Raw genomic sequence first — 16,333 nt, 5'->3', positions numbered from 1 at the left:
GAATTGCTAAAATAATTAGTAAAATTTGTGCCGATAATCTATACTAATTATGACCAGCTATGCCGACTATCTCTTCCTGCTTTCGCCGCCCGAACCTGTTAAAGAGCTTGTTGATAAATACAAAAAGGCATCGGCAAAACACATTGGTAATTTTAAAAGTATGGAGTCGCCTGCGCATATCTCTGTTATGCATGCAGAGCGCCAGAAACCTTACTTTGCCGAACATACCATAGCCCGCATGCAACAGGCTTTACACATGATGCCACCGGTTTTGCTGCATATTGACGGTTTTAAATATTTTGCCCATTTGCATAGCCGGTACACTATTTACGCACACATCCGCATTACGCCTGCCGTGGATGCCTGGTTTACGCTGCTCAGAAAAAATCTCGGTATTAAAAAAATGCTGGTACCACATATTACCGTGGTAAGGGATATCCCCGAAGCCGATTTTAATACGCTATGGCCTCACTTTCGCCACAAAAAGCTGGTAGAGCCTTTTTGGATCAGCGAACTGAAAATTGTAAAGCGCGAAACCTTCGGCGGCTCCCCAAAATGGGAACCCTGTAAAACCTTTAGGTTTAGAGGGATTAAGGGTTTTGAAACCGTTGATGCAGAAGACAAGAAACAGATAGGCTTGTTTTAACATTACTTAATTTACTGCACCTGCTGCAAACGCCCCGATTGTAGCTTACAGCGCTATAAATTCCCGACTAAAAATAATAGATTTGCTCCTCTTATAACCATTTATGATACTTAATGACCAGGATTTTAAAATAGATGTAACATCTGAAATTGGCAACCTGCGTACCCTTTTAGTGCATAGCCCTGACAGCGGGCTGGGTAAAGTGGTACCCTCAAAAGCCCAGGACTGGCTGTTTGAAGATATTGTGCACCTGGACACCATGCGCCGCAAAGAGTATGATTATTATATAAAGCTGCTGCTATATTTTTTAGATCCGGATAAGATACATGGCAAGCTAAACCAAATAGACAGCCCTGAGGCCAACCGCGATTTTTTCAAGCCGGATAATGCAGGTTTCCATAACTCTGCCAGGGTTATCGAGATCCAAACGCTGCTGAGTGATATTCTGCAGCAAACCGATATCCGCAAAAAACTGGTAGCGGCCGTTTGCGCTATAGAAAGCTGCAATTACCGCATGCAGCTGCAACTAATTAATACCAATCCTGTAGAGCTGGCCAAGATCTTCATTTCCGGCTCGCTGGCGGATGATACCATGATCTTTGCACCTATCCCCAACCTGATATTTTCGCGTGACCTTGGGATAACCATCAACAACCACATACTGCTGAACAGGCCCGCTAAAAAAGCCCGCTCACGCGAAACGCTGCTGATGCGCTACATATTCTTCAACCACCCGTTATTTGCAGCCTACCGGGATAACATCATCGAGATCTCTGAAAACAAGCAGCACTTTTTACGCCCCGGCGAGGTTAATGAAGAGAAAACTACCATAGAGGGTGGTGATGTAATGATGGTTAGTCCGCAACATTTGATCATCGGCTGCAGCGAGCGTACTTCCATCAGCGGTGCAAATGAAGCTATTAAATTATTACTGGAGGGTGATGTAGTTACTAAAGTATCCATCGTAAAAATACCGCACAAGCGCGATTACATGCACATAGATACCGTTTTTACGCAGGTAAAACGTAATGTGTGGGTGCTGTTAAGATCATTAACCATTACCGAAACAGAGCAATCGCAGCGTGAGCCTATTGCCTGGTTTGCCGATAAAAAGAATAAGGACAAGCCCGAAATAGTACAGTTTAGAAAAGATAAAAAGCCAAAAACTTTTAATACGCTGGAAGACCTGCTGGACAACATTAGCCAAAAGGATTTAGAAAGCACCGAGCCAACCAAATTTATATACTCCGGTAACGACGAGTTCCCTTATGACGCCCGCGAACAATGGACGGATAGCTGCAACCTGCTGGCTTTAAAGGATGGCGTTGTGGTAGGTTACGACCGTAATGACAAAACGGTAGAGGCCTTTAAACAAAGCGGTTTTGAGGTGATCCACGTTACCGACCTGCTGCCCAAATTTGAAAGCGGCGAACTTAACCCGCAAAGCATGACGGATACCCTGATACTGATGCCAAGCGCCGAACTATCTCGCGCCCGCGGCGGTTTCCACTGTATGAGCATGCCGCTGAACAGGGATAAAGTCTGAATCAGAATTTTCAGAATTAATGAATTATGAGAATGTATTCAGTGACCCAATCCTGTAAATTTTAAAATCCTGTAAATTCTGATTCAGACAATGACCCAACAATCTACCAACAACCTATTAATGATACGCCCGGTGGCGTTTGGCTTTAACGCGCAAACGGCAGGGAGTAACGCCTTCCAGAAACAAGGGAGCGACCAGCAGGCCGTGCAGCAAAAAGCTGTACAGGAATTTGACGGCTTTGTAAATGTACTGCGCGATAACGGCGTAAACGTTACCGTAATTAGTGATACGGCAGAGCCGCATACCCCCGACTCTATTTTCCCGAATAACTGGGTATCTTTTCATGATAACGGCGACATTTTTTTGTACCCGATGCAGGCCCAAAACCGCCGGTTAGAACGACGTGAAGATATCATCCGGCAGTTGGAAGAAAAATTCAAAGCCAACCATGTAATTGACCTGAGCAGGTTTGAAGCAAACAATGAGTTTTTAGAGGGCACCGGCAGTATGGTGTTGGATAGGGAAAACAAAATTGCCTATGCCTGCCTATCGCCCCGTACCCATGCAGAAGTACTGAAAGCCTTTTGTGATTACACCGGCTATAAAGCAGTAACCTTTGATGCCTTTGACCAAAACGGACAGGCCATTTACCATACCAACGTGCTGATGGCCATCGGCAGCAAGTTCGCCGTAATCTGTTTAGATAGCATAATTAATAGTATTGAAAAAGAATCAGTTATCAATTCTATCAGATCGGCAGGAAAAGAGATCGTTGCTATTACCTTCGATCAGATGAACCACTTCGCCGGTAATATGCTGGAGGTAAGAAATGATAAAGGCGAAACTTTGGTGGTAATGTCGCAAGCGGCATTTGCATCATTAACAGCCGAGCAAAAAACCGCTTTAGAAAAATACGGCAAATTGGTTTATGCTGATATCAATACCATCGAAACCAATGGTGGTGGCAGCGCCAGGTGTATGATGGCAGAGGTGCATTTGGGGGTCAGAGATTAGCGGTTAGTAATCTGCCTGTCACAACAATAACGCGTGGCAAATGGTTCGACAAGCTCACATAACACAAATACCATGTCCGTCTGAGCCTGTCGAAGAATAGCAAAGCGGCTAATGGTTCGACAGGCTCACATAACACAAACACCATGTCAGTCTGAGCCTGTCGAAGAATAGCAAAGCGGCTAATGGTTCGACAGGCTCACCATGACACAAACACCATGTCAGTCTGAGCTTGTCGAAGAATAGCAAAGCGGCTAATGGTTCGACAGGCTCACCAGGACACAAAAACCATGTCCGTCTGAGCTTGTCGAAGAATAACAAAGCGGCAATGGTTCGACAAGCTCACATAACACAAACACCATGTCAGTCTGAGCTTGTCGAAGACTTAGCAAAGCGGCTAATGGTTCGACAGGCTCACCAGGACACAAACACCATGTCAGTCTGAGCTTGTCGAAGACTTAGCAAAGCGGCTAATGGTTCGACAGGCTCACCATGACATGTTGAAACCTCACTGGTCGAAGTTTTCAACTTCGTCCTAAAACCCGGGCAAGCATGCTGCTTGTGTAAGCTGAAAGCTTACAGAATTTTCAGGTCCGGGTTACGCTATGCTAACCTGAACCAGTAGAGAAAGCACCGCTATTGCAAGGCACGATGCAAGTACGCTTGATTGATGCTTCCGATAGGCTTATCAGTACATACCCTGCAAATACAATGAGCGCCCCAAACAAATTACAATCCATCTATAAAATACACCCAACATTTTAATAAAAAATCCGTTAAAAAATTACATTTTTGCCAAAATTTTAATAGATGCAGAGTTACCAGGAATTTCTTGACCTAAGCGTTGGTTTCCCACAGGATGGTTACGAGATAATAGAGGACGAATTATACTTCCACGACCTTAATTTGATGGAAATGATAGAAACGTATGGCACGCCCCTGCGTTTTACTTATTTGCCCATCATCAGCAAGAAAATTCAGCAGGCCAAGCTGCTTTTTCAGCAGGCTATCATCAAAAACAATTATCGTGGCACTTATAAATACTGCTATTGCACCAAAAGTTCGCACTTTAAGCATATTGTAGAAGAAGCGCTAAAGAACGAGATCCACCTGGAGACATCGTCGGCCTTTGATATGCCGATGATAGAAGCCTTAGAGAAAAAGGGTGCGGTGAGCAAAGATATTACCGTGATATGCAACGGCTTTAAAACCTTCCAGTACAAACAGTATATTATTGATATGCTGCACGATGGATTTACCAATATCATCCCCGTGCTGGATAATAAAGAAGAATTTAACCTGTACGATGATGAGGTAGAGATGGATACCCCATGCAACCTGGGCATCCGTATAGCGGCAGAAGAGCAGCCCGATTCGCAATTCTATACCTCGCGTTTGGGCGTACGTATGGAAGATATTATTGATTTTTATCATACTAAAATAGAGAAGAACCCCAACTTTCAGGTAAAGCTGCTGCATTTCTTTATCAACTCGGGTATTTCTGATACACCATACTACTGGAACGAGCTGGAGAAATACGTAACCCTTTACTGCAAGTTTAAAAAGATAAACCCTGCCCTGGATACCTTGGATATTGGCGGCGGTATGCCTTTCAAAGATTCGCTGGTGTTTGATTTTGATTACGAGTACATGATCAACGAGATCGTAAGCCGGATCAAAGAGATCTGCGCAGAGCACGATACGATGGAACCGGATATTATTACCGAGTTTGGTAAATACACTGTAGCCGAAGCATCGGGCATCCTGTACAAAGTGTTGGGCCGTAAACAACAAAATGATCGTGAGAAATGGCTGATGCTGGATGGATCATTTATCACTAACCTGCCGGATGTTTGGGCATTGAACCAAAAGTATGTGCTTTTACCCATCAACAACTGGGATAGCGAATACGAGCGTGTAAATTTAGGCGGTATCACCTGCGATGGCCAGGATTATTACAACCAGGAAGCACACATGAACAGTGTGTACATGCCTAAAACCCGTAAGGTACAATACATGGGTTTCTTTAACACCGGCGCCTATCAGGAAGTATTAAGCGGTTATGGCGGCATCCACCATTGCCTGCTGCCATCGCCCAAGCATGTTATCATCCGCCGCAACCGCGATGAAACATTTAATTTTGAGGTATTTGGCGAAGAACAAAACAGCAAGCAAGTATTAAAGATACTGGGTTATACTACCTAATATGTGCTAATCATATCTTAAAAGCACTGCTGCAAAGCGGTGCTTTTTTGTTTAAGCCTTGTCATTCTGAACGATAGTGAAGTATCTATTTACCACCAAGTAACTTATATGCAAATTCATTAATAGATCCTTCGCTATCGCTCAGGACAAAAAATAAAATTCATTTACAAAAGAAGTAGCCCCTGAGGCGATGAGCCGACTAACGTTAATAAAAGCACAAACCCTTATTCTTTCCTTCCATCCAATTTAAAATTCCCTCGTCATTCCAACATCACAAACCATCTTTTTTAAAATATATTCTACTAATCCCCTATACTATATATATATTTGGGGAATAGAAATGGAACAAATAGGCTTTACATATCATAACAACCTGATTAACTGCTGTATGCGTACAGATAGATCATGGCTGTAAATGTGTAATAAATGATATTCGCCTCTTCAGCCGCAGCAGAAGAGGCTTTTTTTTGAGATAAGACTAAATAACGTACCGATATGCAAAGCTTCAGAACAGAGCTGGAGAACCCTATAGTTGAACAGGACATCATTGATCTGGAAAAGAAGATCCGTGCGTTTCGTGAGGGGAAGATCCACGACGAAAAATTCCGCAGCCTGCGCCTGGCGCGTGGCGTATATGGCCAAAGGCAGCCGGGCGTACAAATGGTGCGGATTAAACTGCCATTCGGTAAAGTAACCTTTAAGCAGCTGTTAAAAATTGCCGACATTGCCGACGAGTATGGCAGCGGTAACCTGCACTTAACCACCCGCCAGGATATCCAGATCCACTATGTAAGCCTCGACCGCACACCACAGCTATGGGCCGAACTGGAGCAGGATGATATTACCCTGCGCGAAGCATGCGGTAACACGGTCAGGAATGTAACCTCCTCGCCTACCTCAGGGATAGATCCGCTGGAACCATTTGATGTATCGCCCTATGCACAGGCTACGTTCGAATATTTTCTGCGCAACCCCATCTGCCAGGAAATGGGCCGTAAGTTTAAGATCGCATTCTCCTCAAGTGATGCAGACACGGCGTTCTCTTATATCCATGATATTGGTGCAATACCCAAAATTAATGAAACCGGCGAACGAGGATTTAAAATACTGCTGGGTGGCGGCTTAGGCGCACAACCCCTGCTGGCAAGCCCGGTAGAAGATTTCCTGCCGGAAGATCAGCTGATACCCTATATAGAAGCCATCATCCGCGTGTTTGACCGCCACGGCGAGCGCAACAACCGTAACAAGGCTCGATTAAAATACCTGATCCAAAAGATAGGTTTAGATGAGGTATTGCGCCTGGCCAATGAAGAACGCACTGCCTTAAAAGTTAAAACTTACAAAATAAACCGTGATACCGTTCCGCAACCAGAATTACCGGAAGATATTACTTATAGCGATACAGAAATAGCCAACCCGCTCCGTTACGAGCAATGGCTGGCAACCAACGTTTTTGAGCAAAAACAGCAAGGTTTTTACGGTGTATATATAAAAGTGCCTGTGGGTGATATACCAACAGCCACCGCACGCAAACTGGTTGCAGCCATCAAACCTTACGTGGGCGATGAGATCCGCATCACCCAAAATCAAGGGCTGCTGTTAAAATATGTACGTAAAGACGCTTTGCCTGCCTTATATGCCGGCCTGCACAATTTAGATATGGCAGCGCCGGGTTTTGATAGCCTGGCCGATGTAACTACCTGCCCCGGTACCGATACCTGTAACCTGGGCATCAGCAACAGCATGACCATGGCTAAGGTGCTGGAAGATGTGATCTATAACGAATATGAAGATTTTATTTACAACCGCGAGATCAAGATCAAAATAAGTGGTTGTATGAACAGTTGCGGCCAGCACGGTTTGGCGCATATCGGGTTTCACGGCAGCTCATTAAAAGCGGGTGCAAAAGTGCTGCCATCGGTACAGGTGATGCTGGGTGGCGGCACGGTAGGTAACGGCGAAGGCCGCGCCGCAGAACGCGTAATTAAAGTACCATCCAAACGTGCCACGGACGTTCTGCGGGCGATTTTGGACGATTATAAAGCTTTTTCGGGTGAAAATGAGACCTTCCATGCCTATTACGACAGGCAGGGCAAGGATTATTTCTACCGCCTGCTAAAACCCCTGGCCGATCTGACCACCTTAACCGAAGATGAGTTTGTAGACTGGGGCCACCAGGAAACCTACGTATCTGCCATTGGTGTGGGCGAGTGTGCCGGTGTAATTATAGATCTGGTTGCCACCCTGTTATTCGAAAGTGAAGAAAAGCTGGGCTGGGCAAATGGCGCTTATGCCAAAGGTTTATGGGCAGATGCGATATACCATTCCTACAACACCATGATCAGCGCGGCAAAAGCCCTGTTACTTGATAAAGGCGTAAACAGCAGCACCCAAACCGGCGTAATTAAAGAATTTGATAACAACTATGTAGCAACCGCCGAACTGGCGCTTGACGGCACCTTTAACGATCTGGCACTACAGATAAATAAAAATGAGCCTTCTGAAGAATTTGCCACTGCCTACAAGCAACAGGCTACAGATTTTTTAGAGGCTGTAAAAGCAAAGAGAGAGGCAGTGTTGCAATCATGATACAAAACCATACCGATAATATAAAGCAAGCACGTGTTACCCTTGTTGGCGCAGGCCCCGGAGATGCAGAACTCATCACCCTGAAAGGCATTAAAGCCCTGCAAACTGCCGATGTGGTATTGTATGATGCTTTAGTGAATGATGAAATTTTAGAATTTGCCCCGGTAAACGCGGTAAAGGTTTATGTAGGCAAACGCTCCGGCGATCATTCTTTTTCGCAGGATAATATTAACCGTTTAATGGTTGATTACGCCCTTAACTACGGCCATGTGGTGCGCCTTAAAGGCGGCGACCCCTTTGTATTTGGCCGGGGCCACGAGGAGTTGGATTTTGCTGCCGAATTTAACATTCCTACACAGGTAGTACCGGGTATATCCAGTTCTATAGGTGTGCCGGGCTTGCAAGGCATCCCGGTTACGCACCGTGGTTTAAGCGAAAGCTTTTGGGTGATAACCGGCACCACAACCGATGGTAAAATATCTGCAGACCTGTACGATGCCGCCAAAACCAACGCCACTATTGTGGTGCTGATGGGCATCCACAAACTGGCTAAAATAGCGGAGATCTTTAAAAATGAAGGCAAAGGACAATTACCTGTAGCCGTAATACAAAGCGGCACTACTGTAAACGAGAAAGTGGTTGTTGGCGTAGCGGATACCATTACGGCTTTAGCTGCAGAGCAGGGCATCACCTCCCCGGCTTTAATCGTATTAGGCGAAGTGGTTTCCTTACATCCAACATTTAAATTGGTAAAAGAAGTTTATGACGTTGTTGCCAAAGGATAATAATTTAACAGACGTTCGGCCGGCAGAGGCGCAGGGTAACCAGTTGTTCCCGGTGTTTTTAAAGCTGAATAACCTGCATACCGTGCTGGTTGGCGGTGGCAATGTTGGCTTAGAAAAGCTTACGGCCCTGCTTAACAATAGCCCGGCTGCTGCTGTTACCATTATTGCCAAGGAGTTTTTGCCCCAGTTGCATACACTTGTTGCCCAATACCCGCAGGTAAACATCATCCAAAAACCTTTTGCTGATACGGATCTGGATGCCGCCGATATTGTTATTGCCGCAACCGATGACAGCGAGCTGAACAAATATGTACGCCAATCGGCACATGACCGTAAACTACTAATCAACGTTGCCGATAAGCCAGCACTTTGCGATTTCTATTTAGGTTCTATCGTGCAAAAGGGCGACTTAAAGATTGCCATCTCAACAAACGGTAAATCGCCAACCATTGCCAAACGCTTAAAAGAGGTGTTAAACCAATCGCTGCCCGGCGAACTGGATATAACCCTGCAGCAAATGGCCGAAGTGCGTAACACCCTATCCGGCGATTTTACTTACAAGGTAAAAGAACTGAACCGCGTAACCGAAATACTGCTCGGACCTAAAAAAGCGCCGAGCAACAACAATATCAAACTATTGGTTTGGGCAACTTTTGTGGTTTTCCTGGGCCTTACCATCGCTGTACTTTGGACCAAAGACCCATCCTTTAAAAACTATGTAGAGAACATCTCCCCCATGTTTTATTACTTTTTGGGGGCAGGTTTTGTTTTTGCGCTGATAGATGGCGCCATAGGCATGTCATACGGGGTAACCTCAACCACATTCTCCTTATCTATGGGCATTCCTCCTGCTTCGGCAAGTATGGGTGTGCATTTGTCCGAGATCATGAGCAACGGAATTGCCGGCTGGATGCATTACCGCATGGGCAACGTAAACTGGAAACTATTTAAGTTATTACTGCTGCCCGGCATCATTGGCGCAGTTACAGGCGCCTATTTACTCTCCTCGTTAGAGCATTATGCACAATATACCAAACCGGTAGTATCGGTTTACACCTTAATATTGGGTACGGTTATTTTCACAAAAGCGCTGAATATTAAAAAGAAGCGTACCACGCCAAAAATAAAACGCATATCGTTATTGGGTTTAGGCGGCGGTTTTATTGATGCCGTTGGCGGCGGCGGCTGGGGTTCTATTGTACTGTCTACCTTAATAGCAGGCGGCCGTCACCCCCGCTTTTCCTTAGGCACGGTAAAACTATCCAGGTTTTTTATCGCGCTGATGGGGTCGCTTACATTTATTACCATGCTTAACAGCGGGCATTGGGATGCGGTAGCCGGCTTGGTTATCGGCAGCGCGCTGGCATCGCCGGTTGCCGCACGGATCTCTAATAAGATCTCGGCAAAAGCCATCATGCTCTCGGTTGCGGTTATTGTGATCCTTATTAGCATCCGCAGTATTTTTAAATTTTTAACTCACCTACCTTTCTAATGGCAGATATAAACTACATATCGCAATTAGTAAGCGGGAAAAACCCGGTTGAGGCTTTACGGGCTTTAGCTGCGTTATTTCCCGGCGAGATCGTGTTTTCTACCAGTTTTGGCTGGGAAGACCAGGTAATATCGCACATGATATTTGCCAACAATATCCCGATAAAAGTTTTTACGCTGGAAACCGGACGCCTTTTCCCCGAAACCTATTATGTGTGGAACCGTACGATGGAGATCTATGGACAGCCTATCTACGCTTACTACCCGGATAATACTAAGCTGCAGGATATGGTGAACGCCAAAGGGCCAAACAGCTTTTACGAATCTGTAGCCAACCGTAAAGAGTGCTGCGGTATCCGTAAGATAGAACCTTTACACCGTGCTTTGGCAGGCAACCAATGCTGGATAACCGGCATCCGTGCAGAGCAATCGCCTAACCGCGAGGAAATGAGCGATGTAGAATGGGACGAGGGTAATCAACTGATCAAATTCCACCCTATTTTTAATTTTAATTTAGAGGATGTAAAGGCTTACATCAAACAATATAATATACCGTACAATACCTTGCATGATAAGGGTTTCCCCAGTATTGGCTGCCTGCCCTGCACCAGGGCGGTACAACCCGGCGAAGATTTTAGGGCCGGGCGCTGGTGGTGGGAAGACCAAAGCAAAAAAGAATGTGGGTTACATGCAGTACAGCTAAATGATTTAAAAGAATGAGCAAATACCGGTTAGATTATCTGGACGAATTAGAGGCAGAAGCCATTTATATATTGCGCGAGGTAGCGGGGCAGTTCGAAAAACCTGCGCTGCTATTCAGCGGTGGTAAAGATTCTATCACCCTGGTGCATCTGGCATTAAAGGCCTTCCGCCCGGGTAAGTTCCCTTTCCCGCTGGTACATATTGATACCGGGCACAATTTTGAAGAAACTATCACCTATCGTGATGATATGATTGCCCGCATTGGCGAGAAACTGATTGTTGGCCACGTGCAGGATAGCATTAACGAAGGCAAAGTGATAGAACAGAAAGGCAAAAACGCCAGCCGTAACGCTTTGCAAACGGTTACTTTGTTAGATACCATTGCCAAACATGGCTTTGATGCCTGTATTGGTGGCGCACGCCGCGATGAGGAGAAAGCCCGCGCTAAAGAACGCATCTTTTCGGTACGTGATGAGTTTGGCCAGTGGGACCCCAAACGCCAGCGCCCCGAACTTTGGGACATTTACAACGGTAAGATCCATAAAGGCGAGAATGTGCGCGTGTTCCCGATAAGCAACTGGACCGAGCTGGATGTTTGGAACTACATCCGCCGCGAAAACATCCCCCTGCCTACTATTTATTTTGCGCACCAGCGCGATTGTATTACCCGCAACGGGCAATTAATGGCTGCATCGCCATTCCTGAATATGGACGAGGCGGATGTGGTAGCACGCAAAAATGTACGTTTCCGCACCGTGGGCGACATGACCTGTACTGCAGCTGTAGAATCATACGCTTTTGAAATTGATGACATTATCGATGAGATAGCATCCTCAAAAATAAGCGAACGCGGCGCCCGTATGGACGATAAAGTAAGCGAAGCCGCTATGGAAGACAGAAAAAAAGGGGGATACTTTTAAAAGAAGGGTAAAAGGCGAAAGATAAAAGCTTTTTCTTTTTGAATGTAAAGATCTAAAAATCGTAAATCTGATATCTAAAATCCAACAATGGATATACTAAAATTTATAACCGCAGGTAGTGTTGATGATGGCAAAAGCACGTTAATAGGGCGCTTGCTGTACGATAGTGAAGCCATTCTGGCCGACCAGTTGGAGGCCCTGCACGCATCCAACCGTAAAAATGACGATGGCACCATCGACCTGGCAATTTTAACCGACGGCTTAAAGGCCGAACGCGAGCAGGGTATTACCATTGATGTAGCATACAAATACTTTGAAACCGATAAACGCAAATTTATTATTGCAGATGCACCCGGCCACATTCAATATACGCGCAACATGGTTACCGGTGCCAGCAATGCCGGTTTAGCTATCATTTTGATAGATGCCCGCAAGGGGGTTATCGAGCAAACTACCCGCCACTCGTTTTTGGTATCGCTGTTACAGATTCCCAAAGTGGTGGTTTGTATCAATAAAATGGATATGGTTAACTACAGCGAAGATGTATTTAACCATATTGTTGCCGATTATAAAAAGCTGGCCGCAAAAGTTGGCCTGAATGAGGTTACCTATATACCGGTTAGTGCGCTAAAAGGCGATAATATTGTTTACCAATCCGCCAACATTGGCTGGTACACCGGCGACAGCCTGCTGCAGCATTTAGAGCAGGTAGAGATCACCATTGATGATTCATCGGCCCATGCCCGCCTGCCGGTGCAATGGGTGGTAAGGCCGCAAACAGACGAACTGCATGATTACCGCGGCTATGCCGGCCGTGTATCCAGCGGGGCGTTTAAGGTGAACGATAAGGTAACGGTTTTGCCATCGGGCTTCAGCTCGGTAATATCAAAAATTGAATTGTATGATAAACAGCCGGAGGAAGCTTTGGCAGGCATGTCGGTAACCGTCCACCTGCAGGATAATATCGATATCAGCCGCGGCGATATCATCGTAAACAGCGCCGGGCAGCCCCAATTAAGCAGCGTGATAGAGGCCGACCTGTGCTGGATGGATACCCGCCCGCTGGATCCATCGCTCACCTACCTGGTGCAGCACAATACCAAAACCATCCGCTGTAAGATACGCGAGATCTTGTACAAAGTAAACATCAACACGCTTGATAAAGATTTTGATGAGGATTTTAAACTGAACGATATAGGCCGCATTGTGATCAAAACCGCCGAGCCTTTAGCCTTTGATGCCTATGAAGTAAATAAGGCAAACGGCGGCGCAATTATTATTGATAGCCGCACCAACGTAACCGTAGGCGCGCTGCTGCTGCGCGGGTCGGTAGCGTAAAAAGAATAATAAGCAATTATTATATACTGTTAAGTGAGGCAAGATAACCCTGTACGAGGTGCAAACCGTACAGGGTTCTTGCGTTTATATCTAAATCAATCTTCCTGATAATCAAGCATCCTGCCACACAATTTCCTTTTTTAATAATTTCTTAACCTAAAATGCATCCTTTTTCTATCTTTGCGGCGGGATAAGTCTTTTACGGCCAGCTCCTCTTGAACTCCCCCAGGGTGGGAACGCAGCAAGGGTAGAGAGTTGAGCGGCGCGATAAAAGTAGCTTATCCCATTTTTTTTGCCCTGTTTTCGCTCCCATAAGGTTTACTTCGGAATTTTACATTCAGCATTCATTATTCGATATTTTGTAAAGCATAACTGCCTATCTTCGCAATTATGCTTGATATACTTATTATTGGCGGTGGCCCCATTGGTTTAGCCTGCGGACTGGCGGCCCAAAAAGCCGGGTTAAGCTTTGTGATTGTAGAGAAGGGTTGCCTGGTAAATTCGTTATACAACTACCCCGCTACCATGACGTTCTTCTCCACATCAGAAAAACTGGAGATAGGCGGCGTACCCTTCGTAACCGTGCATAACAAGCCCACCCGTAACGATGCCCTGGAGTATTACCGCAGGGTTGCGCTATCTAACAACCTGCCTTTAAATTTATTTGAAGAAGTAACTAATGTTAAACCTGCGGATAGCGGTTATGAAATAACGACAAGCAAGGCAACTTATCAGGCTAAAAAAGTAATTCTTTCTACCGGCTTTTATGATATTGCCGTTAACCTGGATATCCCCGGCGAGGAGTTGCCAAAAGTAAAGCACTATTACCAGGACCCGCATTATTACACCGCGCAAAAGGTTGTTGTAGTAGGCAGCAGTAATTCGGCTATTGATGTAGCTTTAGAAACCTACCGCAAAGGTGCGGAGGTTACTTTAGTGGTTAGGGGGGCAGAGATAAGCAGCCGCGTTAAATATTGGGTAAGGCCGGATATTATTAACCGGATAAAAGAAGGCAGCATTAAGGCCTTTTTCAATTCCAGCCTGTCGGCGGTACGCCAAACCGAGGTAGATGTTGATACACCCGATGGTAAAGTTACCATCCCCAATGATTTTGTAATGGCCATGACAGGGTATAAACCCAACTTTAATTTTCTGGCAAAACTCGGCATTGAATTAACAGAAGATAAATTTATCCCTACCTATAACCCGGATACGATGGAAACCAACCAACCGGGGCTGTATTTAGCAGGAGTAGTTTGCGGCGGGTTAGATACCCATTTATGGTTCATCGAAAACTCGCGCATCCATGCAGAACTGATCATTGCAGATATCATGCGGAAGCAATGATGATTTAAATTTGGTTTGCTGCCCCGGTAAAATTAAATTCTTGTACAAACTGCCAGGGGCCTCCCTGGTATTCCCAAAGGCTAAGGCCGGTGCCCTGCATTGCAAACGGTATAAACCCGGCAGATAGGTGATTTAGTAAAGCTTTGGCAGCATCCGGCTTAACTTTGTTTTGTATGGTGATATGCGGCCATAATTTATTTTTGTCCTGCGGGATAAGCCACTGCGCCCAAAGCACCTGCAGCTGTTTATGTAATTGTTGCAAAGGGCCGCTCTCTATCTTGTAAGCCACGCCATTACCAATACTGGATAAGCCGGAAACCTGCAAAGATATATTTTGATGCTTTTGAACAATAGTTTCAATATCCTCCATAATCTTCGGTTCGTGAGGCGGCAGTTGATGAAAAAGCATCAGATGCGCATCCAGAAAGTTCCTGTCGGCAGGGAAATACTGTTTTCTCAGATCATTAAAAAATTGCTGCGCATCAGTATCGATATTCAGCGTTAGTAAAAGCGGGTTTGTTGTTTGCATGGTTATCATTTACAGCTGATGGTTTTACAAATGCACATACTATGCTATGGGGCATTTTAAAGCACCTTTTTAACTTATCTGCATTTGTTAAATGTTACTGCAGTATTGCACAATTGTAATGTTTTGTGCGCACGTGCAAATTATAACAGTTTTTTCTTGCATAAGTAAAATTTAATGCAATAATTTGCACAAAATTTAAAAAGTATAATACTTTACATAAAATGATCAAACAAAACATAAACAGAATGGATAACCGGGCATTTTTTACCCAGGTTGCCGCTGCTTTAGTTTCTTTTGTTTTGTTATTCCCTCCCAGCCGACGAAGGGTGTTCATCCCCCGGGTTTGAATTAGGTTTTAATCTGCCCCAAATAAAGAAGTTGTTTTTAAACTTCTTTAAGCAATGTCCCTCTGATTATTATGGCCTCAAATGCCAATAATTTAACGGTAATTTTTCTATTATAATGACCATACAAGATTTTGACATAACCGTAGCAACTGCACAACATGCAGATTATGCGGTGATGATATGTGATGAAATGGCAGAGTCGGCCAAGGCACGCGGCACGGGTATCGCCCAGCGTTCGCCGGAGTACGTAGCCAATAAAATGCTGGAAGGCAAGGCGGTAATAGCGCTGCATAAAGATGGCACCTGGGCAGGCTTTTGTTATATCGAAACCTGGAGCCACGGCGATTTTGTGGCCAACTCGGGCTTAATTGTAAATCCGGTGTTTCGTAAAACGGGTTTGGCCAAAGCCATTAAGCATAAAATTTTTGAATTATCGCGCAGTAAATACCCCGAGGCCAAGCTATTTGGTTTAACCACGGGTTTGGCTGTGATGAAGATCAACTCAGAGATTGGCTACGAACCGGTTACCTATTCGGAACTTACCCAGGATGAAGAATTTTGGAAAGGATGCCGCAGCTGCGTTAATTATGATATTTTAATGAGCAAAGACCGCAAGAACTGCATGTGCACCGCCATGCTTTTCGATCCGGAAGCCGTGCAGAAGCAATACGAAGAAAAGATGAAGAAGATAACGCACAAAGCAACATTGCTGGAGCGTATAGAAGCAGCTTTTAAAAAGCGATTAGAGAAAATGGTTTCTTTATCGTAGAGGCGCGATACTTCGCGTCTTAAACGAATTGATAGAAACACGACGATAACTCGCGTCTTAAACAAATTGATAGGATGCGGTACTTCGCGTCTGAGGGGGAATTAATAT

The 16,333-nt window shown here is 45.1% G+C and carries 13 protein-coding genes and 1 other RNA gene; 13 read left to right on the top strand and 1 reads right to left on the bottom strand.

What is annotated here, in order from left to right:
• Positions 1-49 precede the first annotated feature (49 nt).
• From E2R65_RS13205 to E2R65_RS13150, 12 genes are all read left to right on the top strand, one after another.
• Entirely contained in the window at positions 50-646 is a 597-nt protein-coding gene (locus E2R65_RS13205) for a 2'-5' RNA ligase family protein (protein WP_134336938.1), read from the top strand.
• Positions 647-749: 103 nt separating this feature from the next.
• Entirely contained in the window at positions 750-2,192 is a 1,443-nt protein-coding gene (locus tag E2R65_RS13200) for an arginine deiminase family protein (protein ID WP_134336937.1), read from the top strand.
• 90 nt (positions 2,193-2,282) lie between these two features.
• A complete protein-coding gene (gene ctlX / locus E2R65_RS13195) occupies positions 2,283-3,206 on the top strand; it encodes a citrulline utilization hydrolase CtlX (protein ID WP_183500351.1) in 924 nt (307 codons plus the stop codon).
• Positions 3,207-4,013: 807 nt separating this feature from the next.
• Positions 4,014-5,408, top strand: coding sequence for an arginine decarboxylase (locus E2R65_RS13190; RefSeq protein ID WP_134336936.1), 1,395 nt, complete (start codon positions 4,014-4,016; stop codon positions 5,406-5,408).
• A gap of 495 nt (positions 5,409-5,903) precedes the next feature.
• Positions 5,904-7,997: a HEPN domain-containing protein gene (locus E2R65_RS13185; protein ID WP_134336935.1), complete on the top strand. Its 2,094-nt coding sequence runs from the start codon at positions 5,904-5,906 to the stop codon at positions 7,995-7,997.
• Positions 7,994-8,782, top strand: coding sequence for a uroporphyrinogen-III C-methyltransferase (cobA, locus tag E2R65_RS13180; RefSeq protein ID WP_134336934.1), 789 nt, complete (start codon positions 7,994-7,996; stop codon positions 8,780-8,782). Before E2R65_RS13185 ends, cobA begins: the two co-directional genes overlap by 4 nt.
• Entirely contained in the window at positions 8,760-10,274 is a 1,515-nt protein-coding gene (locus tag E2R65_RS13175) for a TSUP family transporter (RefSeq protein ID WP_134336933.1), read from the top strand. The genes cobA and E2R65_RS13175 overlap by 23 nt, the downstream gene beginning before the upstream one ends.
• Positions 10,274-10,993, top strand: coding sequence for a phosphoadenylyl-sulfate reductase (locus E2R65_RS13170; RefSeq protein ID WP_134336932.1), 720 nt, complete (start codon positions 10,274-10,276; stop codon positions 10,991-10,993). Before E2R65_RS13175 ends, E2R65_RS13170 begins: the two co-directional genes overlap by 1 nt.
• Entirely contained in the window at positions 10,990-11,895 is a 906-nt protein-coding gene (cysD, locus tag E2R65_RS13165) for a sulfate adenylyltransferase subunit CysD (protein WP_134336931.1), read from the top strand. Before E2R65_RS13170 ends, cysD begins: the two co-directional genes overlap by 4 nt.
• 87 nt (positions 11,896-11,982) lie before the next feature.
• The gene (locus tag E2R65_RS13160) at positions 11,983-13,233 is read left to right on the top strand and encodes a sulfate adenylyltransferase subunit 1 (protein WP_134336930.1); all 1,251 of its coding nucleotides are present in this window, start codon (positions 11,983-11,985) and stop codon (positions 13,231-13,233) included.
• A 188-nt stretch (positions 13,234-13,421) separates the two neighbouring features.
• Positions 13,422-13,520: signal recognition particle sRNA small type (ffs, locus tag E2R65_RS13155), an RNA gene on the top strand.
• A gap of 103 nt (positions 13,521-13,623) precedes the next feature.
• On the top strand, positions 13,624-14,580 hold the full coding sequence (locus tag E2R65_RS13150) for a YpdA family putative bacillithiol disulfide reductase (protein ID WP_134336929.1): 957 nt from the start codon (positions 13,624-13,626) through the stop codon (positions 14,578-14,580).
• 4 nt (positions 14,581-14,584) lie between these two features.
• On the opposite strand, the gene E2R65_RS13145 is transcribed toward E2R65_RS13150, so the two are convergent.
• Positions 14,585-15,109, bottom strand: a complete 525-nt coding sequence (locus tag E2R65_RS13145) for a 2'-5' RNA ligase family protein (RefSeq protein ID WP_158285282.1) — start codon at positions 15,107-15,109, stop codon at positions 14,585-14,587.
• Between the two features lie 462 nt (positions 15,110-15,571).
• On the opposite strand from E2R65_RS13145, the gene E2R65_RS13140 reads away from it, so the two are divergent.
• Positions 15,572-16,225 (top strand): GNAT family N-acetyltransferase, encoded by a 654-nt coding sequence (locus E2R65_RS13140; RefSeq protein WP_134336927.1) that lies wholly within the window; start codon positions 15,572-15,574, stop codon positions 16,223-16,225.
• Positions 16,226-16,333: the final 108 nt, after the last annotated feature.

Source organism: Mucilaginibacter phyllosphaerae, assembly GCF_004378255.1.
GTDB classification, from domain to species: Bacteria; Bacteroidota; Bacteroidia; order Sphingobacteriales; family Sphingobacteriaceae; genus Mucilaginibacter; species Mucilaginibacter phyllosphaerae.
The sequence above is the reverse complement of the archived record's forward strand: the minus strand, read 5'-3'. Positions and strand labels throughout refer to the sequence as shown.

Bases quoted from the DNA above. Each gene is read 5' to 3' on its own strand.
- E2R65_RS13205 (WP_134336938.1), top strand. From the start codon at position 50: ATGACCAGCTATGCCGACTATCTCTTCCTGCTTTCGCCGCCCGAACCT.
- E2R65_RS13200 (WP_134336937.1), top strand. From the start codon at position 750: ATGATACTTAATGACCAGGATTTTAAAATAGATGTAACATCTGAAATT.
- ctlX (WP_183500351.1), top strand. From the start codon at position 2,283: ATGACCCAACAATCTACCAACAACCTATTAATGATACGCCCGGTGGCG.
- E2R65_RS13190 (WP_134336936.1), top strand. From the start codon at position 4,014: ATGCAGAGTTACCAGGAATTTCTTGACCTAAGCGTTGGTTTCCCACAG.
- E2R65_RS13185 (WP_134336935.1), top strand. From the start codon at position 5,904: ATGCAAAGCTTCAGAACAGAGCTGGAGAACCCTATAGTTGAACAGGAC.
- cobA (WP_134336934.1), top strand. From the start codon at position 7,994: ATGATACAAAACCATACCGATAATATAAAGCAAGCACGTGTTACCCTT.
- E2R65_RS13175 (WP_134336933.1), top strand. From the start codon at position 8,760: ATGACGTTGTTGCCAAAGGATAATAATTTAACAGACGTTCGGCCGGCA.
- E2R65_RS13170 (WP_134336932.1), top strand. From the start codon at position 10,274: ATGGCAGATATAAACTACATATCGCAATTAGTAAGCGGGAAAAACCCG.
- cysD (WP_134336931.1), top strand. From the start codon at position 10,990: ATGAGCAAATACCGGTTAGATTATCTGGACGAATTAGAGGCAGAAGCC.
- E2R65_RS13160 (WP_134336930.1), top strand. From the start codon at position 11,983: ATGGATATACTAAAATTTATAACCGCAGGTAGTGTTGATGATGGCAAA.
- E2R65_RS13150 (WP_134336929.1), top strand. From the start codon at position 13,624: ATGCTTGATATACTTATTATTGGCGGTGGCCCCATTGGTTTAGCCTGC.
- E2R65_RS13145 (WP_158285282.1), bottom strand. From the start codon at position 15,109: ATGCAAACAACAAACCCGCTTTTACTAACGCTGAATATCGATACTGAT.
- E2R65_RS13140 (WP_134336927.1), top strand. From the start codon at position 15,572: ATGACCATACAAGATTTTGACATAACCGTAGCAACTGCACAACATGCA.